A 20,225-nucleotide genomic window follows, 5' to 3' on the forward strand; every position below is an offset into this window, starting at 1 on the left:
AAGCGTCCAAGGGAGATCCATGTACGAGGTCGGGCGGGCCGGAGACTTCGTCTCCCGGCAGATGTGGCGTCACCGGACCCGGGGGTCGCTCTACGCGGCCGGGGCCGCCACGCTGGCCGTCACGGCCATAGGGGCCCTAGTGGGGGCGCTGCTCTGGGACGCGAGTGCGCTGAGGGTGACGGCGGTGGTCGCCGGGGCGGCCGCGGCGGCGGGCTGCGGTTACGCGTGGATCCGCGCGACACGGGCGCTGGGACAGGCCCGCCGGTCGGCCGTGGGCGCGCGGTCCGAGCGTGAGGTGCGCGCGGCCGTCCGGCGTACGGAGTCGGTCGCGGCGGCCTACGGGCTCGTGCTCGGCTCCCGCGGCGGCGACTGCGACACGGTGGTCTTCACCCGCGGCTGCGGGGCCGCGGCCATCGAGGTGAAGACGGGGCACGGCCGGGTCTCCGCCGACGACGGGACCATGCGGGTCGGCAAGCGCGTGCTGCACGGCGACCCGGTCCGGCAGGCGGCGAACCAGGCGCGGAGGCTGTCCCGCAAGCTGGGCGGCAGGACGGTGCTGGCGGTCGTGTGCGTGCCGGGGATGCGGAACCGGCCGTTCACCACGGCCGCCGGCGTGTGGGTGTGCTCCGCGCGGGACCTGACGGCGGTCCTGGATCGCGCTCCCCGCGTCTTCGGCGCGGCGGAGGAAGCGCGGGAGACGATGCGGAGCCTCTGGCACGCGGCCCCGGCCTGACCGGCCGGTTCGGGACGTCGGCCAGGCCCCCCTGGGCGTCCCGGAGGCCGGCTACGGCACGTCCGGGCGCCACATGAGCGATGCGATGACCAGCAGGACGCTCATGCAGGTGATGAAGAGGGTGATGAGCATGGGCATGAGTTCGAAGGTGCTGGCCGGCAGCCGGCCGGGCAGCGCGCGGCGGCCCGCGCCTCCGGCTCCGGTGTCCTTCGTCGTGTCCGCGTGGACGTCGTCGGTGTCCTCGTCGAAGAACCAGGCGTTCTGCACGGGGCCGGCGGTGCCGCTCTGGACGGCGGTCTGCGCCCAGCCCGCGGCCGGCTCCGGCTGGAACGCGCCAACGGCTTGGGGGGAGTTGTGGGGCGCCGCTGCCGGCACCGCACCGGGCGAGTTCCAGCCGGAGCCGGCACCGGGTGCGGCGGCATGCGGCGCGCTCGCCTGGGCGCCGTAGGGCGCGCCGGGCGGCAAGCTGTGGCTCGGCGGCGCACCGTGATTCGGCGGAACGCCGTGTTGCGGGTTCGGCGGAACGCCGTGCTGCGGGTTCGGCGGAACGCCGTAGTTCGGGGGACCGCCGTGCTGCGTGTTCGGCGGGTTCGGCGGGACGTTGTTCCGGGGGCTTGGCGGGGCGTTGTTCCGGGGCTTTGGCGGGACGTTCTGCTGGGGGCTCGGCGGGTTCGTCGGCGGGGCGGGGCGGGTGTTCCGTTGCCCGGAGGGGGCGCCGGTGCCGCCGGGCGCGGAGCCGGGAGCGCTCCAAGCGTCGCCGGGGGCTTCGGAGGGCGCCGCCGGGGCGCCGCTCCAGGAGTCCCAGGTCCCGAGCGAGGCCCAGGGGTCGCTCTGCGCGGCCTTCGGGCTCTGCTGCGGCTGCTCGGACTCGGACTCGGACGCGGCGGGCTTCCCGCCGGCCGCGGGCGGTGCGGCGGGCGGCTCCTCGGCGGCGGCGTCCGCGGTGTCATCGATGATGATCCACGCAGACGTCTCCCCGGCACCCCCGGCCGGCCCCGCGCCGGGGCCGCCCGCGTGCTCCCGTCCGTCGTTCATCCTGCCCGTCCCTCGATTCTCCGGGCGCCCTCGGGTGTCTCGACGACGGGCTGGAGCAGCTTGGCCAGCGCCTTCTGCTGGATCTGCCGCACCCCTTCGCGGGACAGCCCGAGTCGTTCGCCGATGACGCGCAAGGCCTGCTCCGGCTCGCCGTCCAGTCCGAACCGGCGCGTCAGTACGTACCGTTCGCGGGGGTCGAGCAACGGCAAGCCGCGGCTGCTGAGGGCGCGCAGGTCGAAGCGGAGCAGCACCTCGTCCTCGATGCTCGGGGACGAGTCGGGCAGCCGGTCCTCCCACGCGACGTCGTCCTCGCCCGAGCCGCCCGCGACCGTGTGCAGGCTGTCCAGCCGGGGGGCGTCGAGCACGCGGCGCACCTGGGCCTCGGTCACGCCGGCACGGCGGGCGATGTCGGCGTGGTCGACCGGGGCGTCCGGCCCGGCCTCCTCGAGGAAGGCCCGTTCGGCGGCCAGGATGGCCGGGCGCTTCTCGAAGTCCCCGGGATTGAGGTTCGGGTGGTCGGCGTCCCGTACCGCGCGCAGCACCTCCCGCTGGATCGGCTTGAACGCCCAGCTGGCGAAGGGGCCGCGGTTCGGGTCGTAGGAGGCGATCGCCCACAGGAGCCCGACCTTGCCGGCGCTCTCGAAGTCCTCGATGTGCTCGCTCGACTTTGAGGTGAACATGGTGACGTACCTGCGCACGAGACCGAAGTTCGCGATCATGATTTCCAGCGTGAGGTCGTCGAACTCACGCTCGACCCGTCGTAGTACCAGTTCCGAGAGCATGTCGAGCTCACCGGTGTCGGCCCGCACGCGAAGCGCTGTGAGCCGCTCCTGGAGCTCGTGGCGCCGGGCGAAGAGTTCGTCGTTGCGGGTACGGAACTCGTCGGCGGTGGGGCGCTCGCCACGCGCTGGCTGCTCGATGTCCATCCGTCTCCCTCGGCTAGTCGGGAATGCGAGGCTGGAGTTGTAGCTATGCACGTTCGATGCCGAACGGACCGGGAACGGTCGGAACTGAAACAGATCGTTGATACGTTCGCAGGCCGTTCGGACGGTCGCGAGGCTCCTGGTCGGCCGATGAAAACGCGCACTCGGACGGGCCTCGGCGGAAGATCGCAGTTGAGCGCTTCGCCGGGAGCGGCGCAACAGTCCGGGAAGGGAACGCCGCGACAAGTTCGTTGACAGAAAATTGACCTGCCATAGATCTACTGTTGCCCTGCTGATGGATGTCTGGTGTACACGCGGTGTGTCGGACGAGGGAACGCGGAACCAGTTCGCCGCGTCGGGTTGCGGATCCGGGAACGCACGGACTCTAGAGGTCAGGGGGTGCGCGCTTAGGCTGCGGTAGGAACAGGCGATGCCACGGGCCTCGTCTGCCGACGAAAGGAAGAATGACGGTGCAAACGATCCTCAGCGATCTCGGTCTGGAGTCCCCGCTCGTCGGGACGACGGTGACCGCCCACATCAAGTCGAGCGGGCCGGACGGTTTCCGCTGCGCCGTCTATGACGTCGCGACCGGAGAGGCCCGCGACGCCCTTCTGCCGCGCGCCGACGCCTTCGACCTTCCGGAGGGGGCCGCCCCGCCCGAACTGGCGCCGGGCAGCAAGGTCATCGCGCTCGTCGCCGGCGTGGCCGCCGGCCCGGACCCGGGCTCCGAGCGGCTCATGCTCTCGGTCACGGCCCCCGAACTGGTCGAACGCCTGCTGGCGGGGTTCGTCGACGAACTGCTCAACGGCAAGGTCGTCATCAAGGCCATCGCCCGGGTCGCCGGGACCAAGACGAAGATCGCCGTGGCGCCGACCGTCACGGGCGTCGACGCGCGGGGAGCCTGCATCGGCCGCGGCGCCAGCCGGCTGAAGGGTGCCCAGAGCCTGCTCAACCACGGCTACGGCAGGGAGCGCCTCGAGATCATCGAGTACGCCAAGGACCCGGCCGCCTTCCTGGTCAACGCCATGAACCCGGTGCAGGTCACCGACGCGCTCGCCGAGCGCGGCAACGCGATCGTGGCCGTCGAGGAGCACCAGCTCTCCGGCGGTATCGGTGAGGGCGGCCTGAACGCCCAGCTCGCCGGGCGGCTGACCGGGCACTACGTCCGGGTCGTCAAGACCGGCACCGACCTGCGCGAGGCGCTCGACCAGCTCGTGGCCGACAAGGCCGCCGCGGAGAAGGCCTGAGGGAGAACCACCGTGGTTCCGGTGGTCGTGCACGCCAGGGCGGGGGTCCAGCCCTGCGGCGTAGAGGATCTGAGCGGTCCGGGCGGCGGGACCCTGGACCGGGACACGCTCGTCGCGGCGGGTCAGGCGCTGACCTGGCGATCGGTCTTCACCAGCGGTGCGCTCACCGCGATCCCGCTGACCGCCGCGTCCGCGGTGATCATCGGCCATGACGCGGAGACGCCGCCGGAGCTGTGGCACGACAGGTTCACCCGGGGCATCGCCCACCGGATGGCGGGCGAGCTCACCATCGCCTCGGTGACCGCGGGGCTGCTCGGCGAGACCGGCATCGGGAACCGGGACGAGGACGCGAAACTGCTCGGCTCGGCGATCGACGGGCTCGCCCGGCTGCTCACCGACCTGGAGGAGGCGCGGTCGCCCGGCGAGAAGGCGGACCGGATCGTGGCCGACACCGTCCGGACCCACTCCGCCCTGCTGGGCGTGCTCGCCCACCAGCAGGTCTCGGCACGGGAGCAGGCCGACTTCACCGTCCACACCGTGCGTTCGGTGGCCCGGTACCTGACCCGCTCGGATCTGGAACCGATGCGGGCCCGGATCGGGCTGCCGTGGCCGGCCCGCGTGACCAGCGGGGTCGGCGACCATCTGGGGCTGGCCCGGTGGCGGGCCACCATGCAGTCCGACGGCGACCAGATGTGGTGCCGGCTCGAAGCGCAGAACGTCCTGGTCACCGAGCTGTGGCTGCGGAATCCTCCGGAGCCGCCGGAATGAGGTACCCAAAGCCCGTCCGGGTCACGATCACGCCGTCGCCGAGCTTGCGGCGCAGCCGGGACACGTGCTCGGCCAGCGTCCGGGAGATCCCCCGGTCGGTGCCCCACACGTGCAGCATGATCTCTTCCTTCGAGACCGCCCGGCCGCGGTTCACCGCCAGGAACTCCAGGACGGCGTACTCCATGGGTGCCAGCCGCACCTCCGCTCCCTCCCTGAACACCTGCCGGGCGGTGAAGTCGACCCGCACCGGCGGGATGTCGAGCAGATCGCCGCGGGTCTCGCCGGCGTGCCGGGCGATGCTCCCCGCGCTGCGCCGCAGCAGCGCCTGGATCCGGGCGATCAGCACCTCCGGGTGGAAGGGCTTGACGACGTAGTCGTCCGCGCCCAGCCGCAGCCCGAGCGCCTGCTCGTGCGGCTCGGAGCGGGCGGTCAGCAGAATGATCGGCGTGGTGTTCCCCTGGTCGCGCAGCTGGTCGATCAGGGACAGCCCGTCGATGTCGGGGAGGTTGATGTCCAGCAGTGCGAGGTCGATGTCCCCGCGGCGCAACGCCAGCCGGGCCAGTTCGCCGTTCGCCACCGACTCCACCTGATAGTGGCGCTTGCGCAGCAGACCCGACACGAGCTTGACGAGACGCGCATCATCATCTACGACCAGGATCCGCGCCATGGCGCCATGATAACGGGGGTGCGAGGGCCATCCGGAGGGGCAGTGAGCAGGGTGGGGTGCCGGTGGGGCGCCGCGTGCTCTACGGCGTGGTCGCGGCCGTCGTCGTCCTGACCGTCTTCGGGTCGAGCGGCTCACCGTACAACCGCGTCGGTCCCGGGCCGGCGATCCAGGTCGGCCGCCCGGAGGGCGGGTCCTGGTCGGTCATGACGGCCCGCGTCCAGCGCAGCAACTGGTTCCAGTGGGGGAAGGCCGAGCTCACCGGGGAACGCGTGATCCGGGACGCCGGGGGCGGGCACGGCGGGGGCGGGCACGGCGGTGCCGGTCCGACGCCGGGCGGCGACGCGATGAGCACCGCGCAGACGCACGCCGCGCTGGTCGCCGCCCAGCTCGCCGCCGGGCGGGCGCCGGTGAGCGCCGCCGGCCTGCAGGTCGGCGCGGTCGGCGGACCGGCCCACGACAGCGGCCTGCACCCGGGCGACGTCCTCCTCGCGGCGGGCACGGCCGACCGCCTGGCCCCGCTGCGCGCACCGTCGGACCTGGAGACGGCGTCCGCCGGGCGCGCGACCGTGCACGTGCTCGTCGTCCCGCACACGTCCGCCGACGCGTGGGGGAGCGCCGAGGTCCGGCGGATGCCCGTCGGCCGGCTCGCCGGGATCGAGGCCGGCCCCACCGTCTCGCTCACCGCCTACCCGCTCGGACCCGTCGAGGGGCCGTCGGCCGGACTGATCCTGACGCTGGCCCGCCTCGACGCGCTCACCCCGGGCGACCTGACCGGCGGGCACCGCGTCGCCGGAACCGGCGGGATCGGACTCGGCGGGAAGGTGACGGCCGTCGGCGACGTGCCCGAGAAGGTGCGCGCGGCGGTGAAGGCGCGCATGGACGTGTTCTTCGTGCCGGTCTGGCAGCGGTCCGCCGCGGTCACGGCGGCCGAGGGCACCGGCCTGCGGATCGTGCCGGTCGGCACGGTGTCGGAGGCCGTCGACCGGCTCTGCGCCGACGGAGGCCGCGCTCCGCTCTGCTGACGCCCGGCCCGCTCAGGGGCGGCGGAGGTGGGGAAGCAGCGCGGCGAGCACGCGGCGGTCCACGACCGGGTCGCCCTCCCCGAGCCAGGCCGCGATCCGCTCGCGGACCTGTTCCAGGTCGCCGGCGAGCAGGTCGCCGTACTCGGGCTCGGGGAACCTCGCGCGGGGCGACCGCACGGGATCGTCCGGAAGGACGGCGACGAACCCGCGGACCCGCACGCCGCGCGGCACCACCTTGCGGATCTCCTTGACCGCGGCGCCGATGCCGGTGTCGCCGCCGGGGAACGGGCGTCCGACGGTCGTGATCGCGCCCTTGCCCGTCCAGGCGTAGGTCCCGGCCGGCCAGCGGCGGGCCATGACGACGGCGAGCCGGTCGCCCCGCAGCACGACGTGCTCGACATAGTGCGGGCCCTGCCCTGGCGGCTGCGGCGGCGCGAGCGCGTGCACGATCCGGACCCCGTCGAGCCGCGCGAGCCTCTCCATCTCGGCCGCGCTCTCCCGCGCGACCACCTGGCGCGCGAGGTCGCCGTCGAGCCCCGCCCCGGGCACGTTGAAGATCTGGTAGTCGAGCGAGTCGGGCGCTATCAGCCGGTCCAGTTCCCGGCCCTTCCGGACGAGGTGCGGTGACGCGGCCAGTCCCGCGCCCCCCGCGGCGAGCCCCGCCAGCGCGGCGCAGAGCGTCCAGAAGGCGCCGCCGTCGGCCTCGGCGGCGGCGAGCACGGCGCCCCCGGCGAACATCAGCACGCACAGGGCCCAGAGCCAGGACAGGGACCGCAGCGTGGGCTCCAGGGCGACGAGCGGCACCGCGACCAGCGGAAGGGCCAGCAGGAGGAGGAACCCGACCGGGAGCCCGGCGGGCCACAGCACGTACACCGCGGCCAGGAACACCACCGTCCAGACGGCGACGGCCGCCACGCGGATCCAGTGGGAGCCGAACCGGGGGCGGACGCGCGGGGCGGACACGGGTGCGGCCGCCTGCGGTTTCGTGAAGGAGGGGCCGCGCGGCGGCGCGCCGGAGGGGCGGCCGGCTCCCGCGCCCTCCTTCCTCCCGCTCTCCGGCTGCGGTCGCGGCCCGGGATCAGGAGCCGGTTCGGGCTCCGGGCGGGAGCGGGGCGGCTCGGGCGGGACCGTCCGGCTGCGGGCGTCGTACGCGGCCCGGGACGCCGGGTCCTTCAACGTGTCGTACGCCGTCTTGACCAGCCGGAACAGCCCGGAGGTGCCGCTGGCGTCGGGGTGCACCGCGCGCATCGCCCGGCGGTACGCGCGGGTGATCTCCTCCGGTTCCGCGGTCCGCTCCACGCCGAGGAGCTCGTAGTAGTCCGGCTGATCGCTTCTCATGGCTCCCACTCGTCATCGGTCCTCCATGCGACCGTCCGTGATTCCCGCCCCGCGGCTGGTCGCCTCCCGCCTCCTTGTGCGCCGTCCGGCCGATTCCGTCCCGCACACGGGCTCGCGTGGTCGGGGGCGCCGCCGCCCGGACGGTTCTCATCGAGTCACTACAAACAAGAAAGGGGGCGGTACCGATGACCGATCCTGTTCGGACATCATGCGCCTGTCTGATACACCGAGAGAAACGGACGGGCGATCCGGAAGTCGACGACCTCGCCACGCGGGTGCTCAATGGCCGCTGGACGAGGATCGGGGACGACCGGCAGGCATGGTCCTGCACCGTGGGCCAATGGCACACCTTCGGATCCCCGGAATTCGTGATCTGCGGTCGGCCTCGCGCGGAGCGCCGTCACATCCTCTGGAGGGCCGTGATGGCGATGGAGCACGGCCTCCCGAGACTGGGGGAGGTCGACACCGAGCTGACGTCCCTGAAGGTGAAGACCGTCAGGGTCCACGGGAGCTGGCACGGCTCGCCGCTGCTGCGCACCGCCCGTGCGTTCTACGGCGGCCGGCTGCCCGAGTACCGCCAGCTCATGTGGGCCGAAGGCAGCGAGGGCTTTTACGGCGACCCGGGGTTCGACGAGGAACTCGTCGAACGCCAGCCCGATCTGGCCATTCCGCTGGCGGATCATCCGAAATGCGTCTGGACGGCCCTGCCGTAGACCGGCAGGGCACCGGACGCCGAACAGAAGGCGCCTCACGTCGACGACGTGGGGTGCTTTTTCTGTGGAGGGCCGATCGCCGGCCGGAACAGAGAGGTGCCCCGGTGGGGACGGCGTGAGCCGCCCCACCGGGGCACCGGTGTGCTTACCCGCCGACCGTCACTTGCGCACGGTCACCGGGTGTCACTCGGCCAGCAGATCCGGGATGCTGATCTGCCGCCCGTCGGGCAGGACCCCGTGCAGGCCGGGGTCGTTGTAGTACAGCGCGGTGAGCCTCGCGCCCGATCCGGGATCGCCCTCCGTCTCCGCGTGGATCCCCTCGTACGGGTGGATCGTCACGTTGTCGAAGGTCAGCCCCGGGTGGGCCGCACTCAGCTCCGAGCCGCCGCCGACGATGGCCTTGGCCATCTTGTCGGCCTCGGCCTTGATCCGCCCCTCGCTGGCGTTCTCGACGCCGATCAGCAGGACCCGCTCACGGGAGGGGTCCTTGGACATCGAGTGCTTGAGGACGGCGTGCACGTAACCCCAGCTCGCGCCGGAGTGCACGTCCACCGGGCGACCGGTGCTCCCCATCGCCTTCCAGGTCTCGTCCCCGTGCCGGATCTGCTGGTCGAACAGCGTCTCCAGCGCCGGAGCGCGACCCCCGGTCTCCAGCTCCTCGCGGAGCAGGTCCCGGACGATGTCGAGGTCCTCCTCGTACGGCAGGACCTTGAGGCGGGCCCGCTGCTCCGGGGTGATCTCACCGCGGAGCACGTTGACGAGGTTCTCGCGGAAGAGACCCTCGACGATGCTGGTCCGACCGTCCCACAGGGAGATCAGGTCGAGGTACAGCCCGTTCGGGATGTGCCCCTCCCGCGCTCCGGGCAGGAAGTACAGGTCGTACCCGGTGTTCGGGATGTTGAGCACGATCTCGATCTCCAGCCCGGGGTTGGCGGACAGGAGGGCGAGAACGATCAGGCCGATCGCGCTGGCCTGGCGTGCGGTGCTCTCGATCTCGTACAGCGTCGGGCCCTTCGTCCACGCGAAGTCGTGGACGCCGGAGGCCAACTCGTCGGTCGTGGCCTTGCTGAGGACCATGTCGAACGGCCCGTCGGCGGTGTGCAGGGTGAACCCCGGCCCACTGACCAGGCACGGCCCGGTCTTGATCACGACCTTGTCGATCTCGGACAGCGGGATGGTCTCGGGTTCGGCGCGCTTGTCGGTGCTGACCACCCGTTTGGGCAGTTCACCGGCGAGAGCCCAGTACCCGACACGACCACGCTGGGAGATCTCGGTGAAGACCCGGACCTCGTTTCCCAGGTGGTGGCAGATGGCGGCGTCCCCGGCGAGGGCCTGCGCCCCCATCCAGGACAGCCAGCGGTCGGCCTTGGCCTGCATCGAGCGCGCCGGCTTCCCGTACGGCTTTCGCGGCAGGTCCTGCAGACCCGTCACGTACACCCGCCCGGGAGCGAACTCGAACTGCGGCTGCTCCGCCGGCATCTCCACGGGGGAGACGAGGGGAAGGGCACCCGGACGCGACAGCGTCCGCCACCCCAGTTTTCGGTTCTCGCGCAACACGCGATCACTCCTTTTCGTTTGTCCTCGTCCCGGTTGATCCGGGACGACGCGGCTTCGGGAACCGCTCGCGCGGCTGAGCCACGCAGAATTGACCGTACGAGGTTCGAGCGTTGTGGCAACCCGAGATGCCGACCCCCTGCGGGGTTTCCGCGAATGGCGCCGTAGCTCACCGATGCCGCATTCGAGGCTCGATCACGAAATGATCTTTGGCCCGGCCAGACCTGTTCCGCTGGGCAGAGACAGAGAGATGCCCCGGTGGGACGGCGTGAGCCGTCCCACCGGGGCACCGGTGTCACTGTCCCCTCCTGCTGGAGGGGACAGATGCCTGAAGAACCTTGCCCGTTCCCCAGGCTCTCCCTTCGGTGGCCGCTAGGCGGCTACCTCTGGTAGCTCCTCGGGAGCAGGTCGACCGGGTCGACCCACTCTCCGTGGTCGAAGCCCGAGATGCCGTTCCGGTCGTTGACCGTCACGATGCGCCCCGGGTCCCGGTGGTACATGGCGGCCCCCTCCTCCAGTGGAACGAAATGCGAGAAGGGGTAGACGGCGAACGACGTGCCGCGGAACGCGAGTCCGTGCTTGACGAGGACCTCGGTCCACGCCTGCACGTACTGCTCGATGGTCGTTTCCACGTAGTCGTTGACCGACATGACGGTTCCGGCGAGCATCCGCCGGAGCACCGCCACCACGTAGGACGTTCCGCACAGCTCCTGGACCGTGCGGACCACCGGATCGAGGAACCTGCCCTTGACCTTCACCTGGCACCGGAGTTCCGGATCCAGGAGCAGGTTCCAGAGCACGTCACCCGAGTTCCGCATCGTGTCCACGAGGACCTGGAGGTCCGGGGCACGTCCCGGACCCATGTCCGCCAGGATCCCGTCGAGCGGTGCGAGTTCGTCCTGGTAGATGATCTCCGTCTGGGCTGACCGTGCGCCGAGGGCTTCCCGAAGGAGGTCCACGGTGCGGTCGGACAGCAGACGGGATCGCCGGGTGACCTCACCGCGCCACCGGTTGTAGGCGCGGGCGGAGGTCTGCTCCTGCTGCAACGCCGGGAACATGTACAGCCAGTAGCCCCGCCACGGCACGTCGACCACGACCGAGTACCGGACACTCTCCGGGGAGTGGACCATCACGTTCCCGGCGAACATCGCCGACAGGTGCGCGAGGTTCTCCTCGTAGAAGGAGAGCTGCGGGTTGAAGCCGACCGAGGTGATGAACTCGGCCACTTCTTCGGTCGCGCCGTGCGAGCCGAACTGGAACGCACTTCGCCGGCCCTCGGGGTTGGTCGAGATCGTGGCCCAGCTCGAACCGTTGCAGACACCCAGGACGATGGACACGGTCTCCGGCCTGTCGGCCAGAACCTTGCCCGGTTCGCCAGAGATGAGCACGTGCTCGAATGCCCTGCCGAGCTTGAAGCCGGCGTAGGCGCCCTGCACGTACCGAGAGCCGTCCGATGCGAGCCGGAGCTCGTAGATGACGCTCTCGTCCACGACGGTGTCCGGATCCGCCGACAGTCGGAGACCCCTCACCAGGTCGCCGACCTTTCGGCGCGCCTTGTTCGTGGTCTTGCCCTTGCCGAGCTCCAGGTCCTCGAACGAACCCGTGATCGGCTTGGGGGCCCACAGCCAGTCCGGCGTGATCCGGACGGGCGCCTGTCCGAGGAGGACAGGGGTGATGCGGGATGAGTAGGGCCCTTCCGGGTCCCACTCGGTCGTCCAGCGGGTGAGACCGCCGGAATCCGGAGTTTCGGTTGCCATGAGCAACCCTCCTCTTTTGGTTGTTCTGTCGCCCGGACCTGGTCCGGACGGCGCGGCTCGGAAGCCACTCACGTGGGTGAGCCACGCATAGTTGACTGTGCCGATCGAGCGCGGATCGGCAAGCGGAAATCGAAATGACGCCCGTGTAACCGATGTAACAAAAAGATTGGCGGGCGGGGCCAGACGGAAAGAGGCGGGAACGGAGCAGTGCTCCGTTCCCGCCTCAGGGTGAACCGGCGGCCGTCAGACGGCCGCCGGCCACGTCCGGTGGGGAGGTCGCCCTCCCCACCGCGATCGTCGGCGGCTGTGCGCCGCCGGGATCAGGTGGCCAGCCCGGGCCGCGCCTTGGCGCGGACCTCGAGCTGGTAGAAGCAGCCGGCCCCCGCCGCGGTGACGAGGAGGCTGCCGATCACGTCCAGACCGGTCGGCTGGTGTCCGAGGACCCACCAGCCCAGGCTGAGGGCCACCACCGGCTCGACCGCGGTCAGAACCGAGAACGTGGCGGCCTTCATGAGGCGCTGCCCGAAGATCAGGTTCTGCCCGACCTGGGCGACGAACCCCGTCAGCAGACCGGACAGGAGGGTGAAGCCGACCACCCGCCAGCTCAGCCAGTCGGGGCCGGGAGTGATGCCCGGAACCGTCTGGCCGAAGGCGGCGAACGTGGTGATCACGATCGCCGACAGCGCGGCCAGCGCGGCCGTCGACCGCAGCATGGACTCGGCGATCGCCACGTTGACGCGGTCGCCGAGCGCCTCCCCCAGACGGTCATACGTGAGGAGGAAGTTGCCGTAGCACGCCGCGCCGCCGAGCGCGAGCAGCACACCCAGGAGGTCGGCGTTGCCTTCCCAGGGCCGGGTCAGGAGCAACATCCCGGGCGTCGCCAGGGGCAGCCACAGCAGACTCGAAAGCCTGCGGGGACTGCCGGTCACCATCTTCTTGATCGCCACCGTCAGCGGACCGACCCACAGAAGCGCGATGACCGTTCCCAGCGCCTCCAGCCGCTGCAGGGACAGCAGCGTGAGAGGGATGACGAAGGTGTTGCTGACCGCCATGCGGTTGATCAGCGTCCCCGCGTCGAGGTCCCACAGCAGCCGCCGCCTGCCCCGGCGAAGGAGCGCGGCGCGGTCCGCAAGGAGGACCAGGGGGATGGTGCCGAAGACGCCCGCCATGACGGCGGCCACCAGCGGCGACGCCTCGTCGATGACGAGGCCGTTGACCGCGTCCCCGCCGATGAGGCTGTAGAACACGATCAAGCCGATCAGAAGCCCGGCTCCCGGCATCCTGCCGAGGCGGGCGGTGATACTGGCCATGGGCCATCTCTCCTTTGTGTGCGTCCCGGACCGAGCCGGGGCGCGTTCGTGGTTCCGTGAACCCGATGCGCGTCCTGACCTGGAAGGTCGGGACGCGCACCCGGTCGTGAGAACCGGTGACACGTCCCGAGCCTTTTCGGAACGGCGTGGCTGAGCCACGCAATGAAGACTGTGTTGTGCCGGTCATCAGCGGCAACTCCGGCCGAGGGCCGGAAGAACGAAGACGGCGGGGAGGATTGCTCCTCCCCGCCCGGGTTCGTTGGGTGCGCCTCGCAGCGCGTTCGGTCAGTTCTTCGCCGTGGAGACCGCCCAGAGGGTGGTCAGCGCGGCGGCGAACGTGGCGACCCCCGCGATGGCGCAGGCGATGACGACCTGCCAGGTCAGGGACCCGGCCAGGGCCATGGATCCCAGGGCCAGCAGGCTGAGCGCGACGGTGAGCAGGCTCCCGAGGACCACGCCCAGCACGGGGTGGTGGGGGGCACCGCTCCTCGCCTCGCCCTTCATCGACCGGATCGTCCTCGCGGTCAGGACGTAGAAGACCACGGACGTTCCGGCGAGGATCAGGACGCCCAGCGCGTGGCCGACCCCGCCGATCAGGCGCAGGCTCGGGTCCGACGCCCACAGCATCGCCAGGGTGCCGAGCGTGGGGAGGATCGCGATGCGGAGGATCTCCTTCTGGTACATCCTCCAGCTCCCGATGATCTCGGTTTCGCCCGCCCGCCGGACGCCCGCGATCTTGCGGAGCCGGGGGCGGCGCAGGGCCACCAGGAAGAGCAGGGCGGTGATGTTGGTCGCCGCCGTGATCAGGCCCGTGGCGTGGTTCGGACTTCCCTCGCCCAGCGCCGACGAGGCGCCGGACACGGTCGCGAGGACGATGAGCCACGCGAGTGCGGTGAGGAGGACTCGGACGTAGGGAATCCTCGTGATGCGGTCTGCGGACACGTTCGTCTCCCTTTCGGTTGAGGCGGAATCTGCCGGTCCTGAGGACTCGGCAGGCAGTGACGACCGTGCGAAGCGGACGAGGAACGGCAACCGCGGTGCCGTGGAGGGCGACCCGCTCGGCCGCACGGAAAGTGCCCCGGCGGGGACGGCTCGGAAGCCGCCCGCGCCGGGGCACTCTGGTCGGCTCACCCCCGCGCGGTCATCGCACGGAGTAGAGCTGGCGGAACAGGTCGCCGGTCGGCACCAGCTCGCCCCTGGAGGGCTCGTCGGGGTCGAGGACGACCATGTGGGCGATGTCCCCCTGGAACGGGGCGAAGGGGCCGTGCGGCCCCGGCGCTCCGCCGAGGACCTTGCTCAGCGGTCCGATGGCCGCCATCCGGGCCGCTCCGTCCGGGTGGCGCCGCGCGATGCGCTCGGCCACGCCGAGCAGGCGCCGTGCGGCGTTCGCCTCGTCGACCACGATGGCCAGGCCGTCGCTGCCGTACTTCAGCAGGTCGACGACGTCGGCCGCGTTGACGAGCCCGGCGAGGCCGTCCAGACGGAGAGGTTCCTCCAGTGCGAACCGCCGCTCGGCGACGAGTTCGCGGCGGACTGCCTCCTGGACGTGCGAGTACAGGACGAACTTCCAGAGCTCGTCCGTTTCACGCAGCTCGCTGTGGAGGTCGGACACCATCGGCTTCTCACCCCGGGCGACGGCTGCTTCGAGCCGGTTCCCGACGTGGTGAAGCGCGTCGTGGGCGACCACCTGCACGCGGTGCCGGTCCTCGCCCAGCATCTCGTCGAGGATTGCGGTGAACGCTTTCTCGAAGAGACCGCGGTTTCGCCTCGTCCGCGCGAACCAGTTGGTGCACAGTTCGGGCGAGGCGAGGTTCTCGTGCAGCGCGGGGAGCAGCGGAAGCCAGTGCTCCTCGGCGGGAAAACGGAACAGGATTCGCACCGCGGGCCCGTTGACGGGCAGGGCGCGAACCAGCTTCGCCACACTGCCGGCGAGGAGCCAGAGCGACTCCCGCATCCCGAGAAGGTGGCCCTGGGGCCCGAAGCCGACGGACGAGATGGGCTCGTTCATCGACATCAGGAACCGTTCGGAGGCCAGCAGTTCCAGCGCGACCGGGGACTCCGCCGTCTGCGCGACCGGACGGCGCCTGCCGCGCAGGTTGCCGGCGCCCACGAGGAGCGTGATGACCCCGGGTGCGGCTCCCCTGAACGCGTGGTCCAGGTCGCCTCCGACCCACCAGTGGTCCGTTTCCTCACCGTTGCGGTACCCCGCGTAGGCGAGTCCGTCCGGACCGGCGGTGGTCTCGATGAGGGCCTCCTGCTTGGCGAACATGCCGCGCAGGTCGAGCCCGTTCACGACGGCCTCCAGCCGGCGGCACGCCTCACCCGAGGCGCCCCGCAGCGGCCGGCGCGGTCCGCCGACCTCGCGCCGCAGGCCGGCGAGGCTTTCGCCCGCCGACATCTCGACCGGCCTGAGGACCTGCGGGACCTCCGGCACCCGCTGGCCCTGGGACTCCGCGAGGAGCCGCCTGATCGGGAATGACATACGTCATCCCTCCTTCTTTCGATTGTTGTCGCTCGCCCGCACGCTTCGTGCGGACGGCCCGGTCCGAGGACCGGGCAAGGGTGACCGTGCCGTGATCGTGGCGACCGGCAACGCCGTCAGGCCGTGAGACCGTCACGGGGAGGGAAACGTGATGTGCGACCCGCTTACACGGAGCCGAAGAGTTGCGTCCAGTAGGTGCCTGCCGTGCCGCCCCCCTGGAAACCGACCCCGATGTAACTGAAGTCGGGCTTGAGGATGTTGGCGCGGTGTCCGGGGCTGTCCATCCAGCCCTGGACGACCTCGGCGGGGGAGCGCTGGCCGCAGGCGATGTTCTCGCCGATGCCGAGGTGGGTGGAGCCGGCGGCGCGGGCGCGGTCCCAGGGCTGCGTCCCCTCGGGGGAAGTATGGGAGTAGAAGCGGCGGGCGGCCATGTCCTCGCTGTACGCCTGGGCGGCCGCGGTCAGCGTCGCGTCGTCGGCGAGCGGACGGAGTCCGTGGGCGGCGCGGTGGGCGTTGGTGAGCGAGACGACCTCGGCGGCGAAGCGCGACAGGCCGCCGGGGGAGAACGGCGCCGCCCACAGGATCGTCCAGTAGAGGTCGCGGTCGCGGCCCCTCCCGGCCGCGTGGCCGATGCCGACGTCGCGGAACTCCCCGTTGCGCAGGGCGTCCACGGGCTGCCCGCCGTCCAGGTGGTACTGGGTGAACTCCTCCAGGGAACGCGGGCCGGACACGAACTGCTCGTCGATGGTCAGGTACACGTAACCGTGCAGGGTGACCTGGTCGAAGACCGACGTGCCGTCCGGTCCGTCGGCGTCGAGCCGGCGCTTGGCGGCCATGACGGCGGCGTGCGCCTGCGCGGCCGCGGTGAGCCGGCCGTCCAGCGTGACGGGCGGCAGCCCGCTCCGGGCCCGCCGGGAGTCGACCTCGCGGGCGAAGGATTTCAGATGCCGGACGGAGACCGGTGGCCGTGCGGGACGGGAGACGGCCGGAGGCGGGGGCGGAGGCGCGACCGGAGGCGGGGGCGGCATGGCCGGAGGCGGGGGCGGCATGGCCGGTGGGGGAGGAGCCTGGGAGCCGTCGTCGGTGACGTCGACACCGAAGTCGCGGGCGAGCCCGGCCAGGCCGTCGGCGTACCCCTGGCCGATCGCGCGCAGCTTCCACTGGTCTCCGCGCCGGTAGATCTCCACGAGCAGCAGGACGGTCTCCGTCCCCGGGCGCGGCGGGCTGAACCGGGCCACCACCGCGCCGTTGCCCGCGACGGCGCGCAGGGCGGGGGCGGGCAGGCGGCTCAGCGGCGTCCCGGGATCGGCCGCGCTGATGACCACGGTGACCCGGCTGGCCCCGGGCCGCAGCCGCGGCGGATCCACCATGACGGCCCCGGCTCCCAGCTGGGCGCCCGGAGCGGACGGCTGGTTGTAGAAGACGAAGTCCTGGTCGCCGCTCACCTTCCGGTCGTCACCGGTGATCAGCGCGGACAGGTCGAACGGCCCCGGCACCTCGATCGAGACGGCCCCGCCGGGCAGCGGAACATTCCCACCGGAAACCAGCTCGCGCATCGCCTACCCCCGTCCTCACCGCGCCGACCGACCACAAGCGCTCGTCAAGGACCGTACGAGGGCGCCTCGCGGCGGCAAGGGAACGTTGACCGGGCACCTGCGCCGGTACTGGGAAGGGCCCCTCGGCCGTCCACACGAAGTGTGGCCCCTGGAACGCTCCAGGGGCCACGGGTGGGGTGGTCGCGCCGCAGTCGGCGACTACGGCGCGCCTGTCACCAGGTGAGCTGGCACAGCCTCAGCAGCATCGTGAGCGTGCCCAGGGGGCCGTGCACGAGCAGATCGGACCGCGCCTTCACGGTGGTGTTGTCGGACGTGCCCACCTTGAGGGTGGGGACGCCCTTGGCCCTCAGCGCGTCGAGGACGTCGAAGGCCGCCAGGTCCGGCTCGCTGTCGCCCGCGTAGAGAACCACGGAGGGCTCGAACGGGAGGGCGGCGACGAACCAGGCGAGGGCGTCCCTCTTGTTGACCTTCGGGCCGAGCTCGATCACGTTGTGACCGGGCAGGCACACCAGGCCGGTTTCGTCGGCCAGGTGCGTGAGGCCGGCGACCAGCGCGGCGACCGTGTCGGGATCCGTGCCGGCCTCGTAGTGGACGGCGCGGAAGTGGGACTTCACGCCCTCGATGCTCGCGTCGGCCAGACCGGCCGCCACCAGCACCTCGGACAGCTTCGCGTCGACCACGGACAGCGTGGCCGGGCGATCGACCGGCTGGGTGAGCCGGCCGTGGTGGTACCACTCGCACCCGAACTGGCCGAGCACGTGCAGCCCCTCACCGAGGAGACCGAAGCTCTGGACCTGCCCGACCGACCGTCCGGTGAGCATGCCCGTGGCGCCGGTCTGGGCGACGAGCCTGTCGAGCACCGAGCGGTACCGGCCGTCGACGTCCGGCATGGTCGGGAACTTGACGACGTCCCACATCGTCCCGTCCCCGTCCAGCATGACGACGGCCCGCTCGGGGTTCTCCGCGAAGGCCTCCCAGGCCTTCTTGCCCGCCTCCGACACGAAGGTGAGCACGTGGTTATCTGCGTGCATGAGTTGTTGCTCCTTCTGGTTTGGTTTGTGGCGCCCTCGTGTTGCACGCCACCCAAGTGAGACCGTTCCTGGCCGGGCCAGGGGTGGTCTCACCCGAGACCGTCCCTGACCAGGCGAGAGGCGCAACTCCCGGACGGCCTGGCCGATTGGCCGCGCGCCGGACGCTCGGCGTCCGCCATGGCACAGGTTCGTGAGGGAGATCCGGGTTGCCGTCGCGCCGTGTTTCGGGACGGTTAACGGTGCCGACTCAACAGTCGGCTCGCCTCGACCCCTCAGGGGCAGGCGAGACAACAACCACTCCGGTCTAGGGCCGGGTGGTACGCAATAAAAGGAGGTGACTGATGTCACCGCTCAAGCAAGACGGACAAGGCGGACTGACCGCGGTCATGAGCCGACTCGGGATGTTCATGGGCTTCGGCGCGATGATCGTGGTGGTCATCAGCCAGGGCTCGGGGCTCGCGCTCGGCAGTGCGCTCAAGTCGTTCCAGGGATCGTTCTCCATCGTCCTGGTGGGGACGGTCATCGTCACGATCGTGACGGTCCTCAAGAACGGCATGAGGGCGCGCGGTATGCACCTGTCCGTCGCGGCGGTCTCCACGCCGGAAGTCTGGCGGGAGGGCCTGCGATCGCTTCGCTGGAGCCTGTTCACCAGGGGCCAGAGGGACGCGATCTTCTCGCTGGCCGTCACCAGTGCCCTCATCAACCTCGGGGGCGTGGTCGCGGTCAGGGAGCTGGGCAACGGTGTGAACGCGGCGTTCAGCACGGCCGGGGCACTCGCGGCCGGAGCACTCCTCCTGCGGTTCGCCCCGCAGTGGCTGCTCCGCTTCGCCGTCCTCACCGCTGTGGTGTTCGCTGCGATCGGGACCGGGCAGGGGAACCTCAGTCTCCTCGGCCTGGTCGCGGCGCTGTGTGCCGCCAGCCACATGTGGAACCTTCCGAAGCGAGTCGTCCGTCTGGGCGACAAGTCGGACGAAGGGCTCACCTGGGCGAACCTGATCTCGGCTCCGCCCGTCCTGATCGGGACGTTCTGGTGGGACCACTCGCAGGGCGTCTCCTGGGAGTGGGGCGGCAAGGAGATCTTCGGTGCCGTGTGCGCCGGGCTCCTGGTCATGGTGATCCCCGTCTTCCTGCAGAACTGGGCGGGGTCGCGTGGCGTGAGCGAGCAGGACATGGGAGCGCTGTCTTCCCTGTCCTCTCCCCTGCACGCTGTGGTGGGAGTCGTTCTCGCCCCCGTCACGCTGGCACTCACCGGCAAGGAGCCGGTCCTGCCCACCTTCAACCAGTGGGGGTTCTTCATCATCGTGGCGGCGGTGGCGATCATCGCGCCGCAGCTGCCGAAGGACAACCGCTGGAAGATCCAGCAGGCTGGTCCGGGTGTCGCCGTCCGCGAGGACGACGAGGCCTGTGAGCAGCCGCCGGTTCCGCACGGCGACCTCGACGAGCAGCCGCAGGCTCCGCTCGTCGAGCCGAAGAACCCGTGGGTGCCGCGTCAGCGTGGCGAGGAGCAGTCGACCTCGCGCACCGACGTGGAACACCCGGTCGAGTCGGGCGTGGGCGGTTCCGCCTACGAGACGCCGGCCTGGGCAGTCGCCCAGGGTGCGAACCTGGACCCCGACGAGGGCAAGCTCATCCTGACCCCCAGGGGCAGGACGGTGCTCACCGAGGAGGGCGTCCACTACCCCGGCGGTTGCAGCCTCACCTACCGGAAGGGCAACCTTTCGGTCGAGGTCGAGTTCGTCGACGAGGGGACGTTCGACGTCGGAGCCTTCGTCGGCCTCCGGGCCACCGGCATCACCGTCGTCATCGGCGGTACCGAGATGCGGTACCCGGACGCTGAGAAGTTCAGCGTCGACCTCAGGACCGGCAGGTTCCACGTGACCAAGCCGGGCGACGTCCTCTTCGGCGGCCGCGCCGCCGAGTAGGACAGCAGTTCCAGAGATCCGGCCTTAACCGGCACCGCGTGTAGGCGGATGCGAGGTGAGGGCCGGCCAACCCTCCCTTCGCGTTCGGCGAAACACGGTGTCGGCCTCGGCAGATGCCGCGGTTCAACCGAATGTGGGGCGAGGGCCGGCCAACCCTCCTCCGCATT

Annotated in this window: 17 protein-coding genes; 6 read left to right on the plus strand and 11 right to left on the minus strand. The window is 71.2% G+C overall.

All coding sequences use genetic code 11. The annotated features are described in order from the left end of the window. The first annotated feature begins 19 nt into the window (after positions 1-19). A complete protein-coding gene (locus tag CHC11_RS10600; protein ID WP_089311457.1) occupies positions 20-733 on the plus strand; it encodes a nuclease-related domain-containing protein in 714 nt (237 codons plus the stop codon). 51 nt (positions 734-784) lie between these two features. Here the strand turns inward: CHC11_RS10600 and CHC11_RS10605 are convergent, their stop codons facing one another. Further along, positions 785-1,768: a hypothetical protein gene (locus tag CHC11_RS10605; protein WP_089311458.1), complete on the minus strand. Its 984-nt coding sequence runs from the start codon at positions 1,766-1,768 to the stop codon at positions 785-787. Next, complete coding sequence (locus CHC11_RS10610) at positions 1,765-2,694, minus strand: sigma-70 family RNA polymerase sigma factor (protein ID WP_089311459.1); 930 nt, start codon at positions 2,692-2,694, stop codon at positions 1,765-1,767. Before CHC11_RS10610 ends, CHC11_RS10605 begins: the two co-directional genes overlap by 4 nt. A 461-nt stretch (positions 2,695-3,155) precedes the next feature. On the opposite strand from CHC11_RS10610, the gene CHC11_RS10615 reads away from it, so the two are divergent. Further along, entirely contained in the window at positions 3,156-3,938 is a 783-nt protein-coding gene (locus CHC11_RS10615) for a hypothetical protein (protein ID WP_089311460.1), read from the plus strand. 12 nt (positions 3,939-3,950) lie between these two features. Next, the gene (locus tag CHC11_RS10620; RefSeq protein ID WP_143227006.1) at positions 3,951-4,706 is read left to right on the plus strand and encodes a hypothetical protein; all 756 of its coding nucleotides are present in this window, start codon (positions 3,951-3,953) and stop codon (positions 4,704-4,706) included. Here CHC11_RS10620 and CHC11_RS10625 read toward each other — a convergent pair. Beyond that, positions 4,663-5,373 (minus strand): response regulator transcription factor, encoded by a 711-nt coding sequence (locus CHC11_RS10625; RefSeq protein WP_089311462.1) that lies wholly within the window; start codon positions 5,371-5,373, stop codon positions 4,663-4,665. The genes CHC11_RS10620 and CHC11_RS10625 overlap by 44 nt on opposite strands. Positions 5,374-5,435: 62 nt before the next feature. Here CHC11_RS10625 and CHC11_RS10630 point away from each other — a divergent pair, with 62 nt between their 5' ends. Next, entirely contained in the window at positions 5,436-6,395 is a 960-nt protein-coding gene (locus tag CHC11_RS10630) for a S16 family serine protease (RefSeq protein WP_143227007.1), read from the plus strand. Positions 6,396-6,407: 12 nt separating this feature from the next. Here CHC11_RS10630 and CHC11_RS41220 read toward each other — a convergent pair whose 3' ends face one another. Beyond that, positions 6,408-7,733, minus strand: a complete 1,326-nt coding sequence (locus CHC11_RS41220; protein ID WP_089311464.1) for a J domain-containing protein — start codon at positions 7,731-7,733, stop codon at positions 6,408-6,410. Between the two features lie 185 nt (positions 7,734-7,918). Between CHC11_RS41220 and CHC11_RS10640 the strand changes: the two genes are divergently transcribed. Further along, positions 7,919-8,446 (plus strand): DUF4262 domain-containing protein, encoded by a 528-nt coding sequence (locus CHC11_RS10640; protein WP_089311465.1) that lies wholly within the window; start codon positions 7,919-7,921, stop codon positions 8,444-8,446. A 183-nt stretch (positions 8,447-8,629) separates the two neighbouring features. On the opposite strand, the gene CHC11_RS10645 is transcribed toward CHC11_RS10640, so the two are convergent. From CHC11_RS10645 to CHC11_RS10675, 7 genes are all read right to left on the minus strand, one after another. Then, a complete protein-coding gene (locus CHC11_RS10645; protein WP_143227008.1) occupies positions 8,630-10,003 on the minus strand; it encodes a hypothetical protein in 1,374 nt (457 codons plus the stop codon). A 377-nt stretch (positions 10,004-10,380) separates the two neighbouring features. Continuing rightward, the gene (locus CHC11_RS10650; RefSeq protein ID WP_089311467.1) at positions 10,381-11,757 is read right to left on the minus strand and encodes a hypothetical protein; all 1,377 of its coding nucleotides are present in this window, start codon (positions 11,755-11,757) and stop codon (positions 10,381-10,383) included. A gap of 320 nt (positions 11,758-12,077) precedes the next feature. Beyond that, positions 12,078-13,067 carry an EamA family transporter gene (locus CHC11_RS10655; protein WP_089311468.1) on the minus strand — a complete coding sequence of 330 codons (990 nt, stop codon included), beginning with the start codon at positions 13,065-13,067 and terminating at the stop codon, positions 12,078-12,080. A gap of 285 nt (positions 13,068-13,352) precedes the next feature. After that, positions 13,353-14,009 carry a hypothetical protein gene (locus CHC11_RS10660; protein ID WP_089311469.1) on the minus strand — a complete coding sequence of 219 codons (657 nt, stop codon included), beginning with the start codon at positions 14,007-14,009 and terminating at the stop codon, positions 13,353-13,355. A 199-nt stretch (positions 14,010-14,208) separates the two neighbouring features. After that, positions 14,209-15,549 carry a hypothetical protein gene (locus CHC11_RS10665; RefSeq protein WP_089311470.1) on the minus strand — a complete coding sequence of 447 codons (1,341 nt, stop codon included), beginning with the start codon at positions 15,547-15,549 and terminating at the stop codon, positions 14,209-14,211. A gap of 164 nt (positions 15,550-15,713) precedes the next feature. Further along, positions 15,714-17,105, minus strand: coding sequence for a CAP domain-containing protein (locus CHC11_RS10670; RefSeq protein WP_089311471.1), 1,392 nt, complete (start codon positions 17,103-17,105; stop codon positions 15,714-15,716). A gap of 212 nt (positions 17,106-17,317) precedes the next feature. Further along, entirely contained in the window at positions 17,318-18,136 is an 819-nt protein-coding gene (locus CHC11_RS10675; protein ID WP_089311472.1) for a trehalose-phosphatase, read from the minus strand. 341 nt (positions 18,137-18,477) lie between these two features. On the opposite strand from CHC11_RS10675, the gene CHC11_RS10680 reads away from it, so the two are divergent. Beyond that, a complete protein-coding gene (locus tag CHC11_RS10680; RefSeq protein WP_143227009.1) occupies positions 18,478-20,058 on the plus strand; it encodes a hypothetical protein in 1,581 nt (526 codons plus the stop codon). Positions 20,059-20,225 lie beyond the last annotated feature (167 nt).

The organism is Actinomadura mexicana, from assembly GCF_900188105.1.
GTDB classification, from domain to species: domain Bacteria; phylum Actinomycetota; class Actinomycetes; order Streptosporangiales; family Streptosporangiaceae; genus Spirillospora; species Spirillospora mexicana.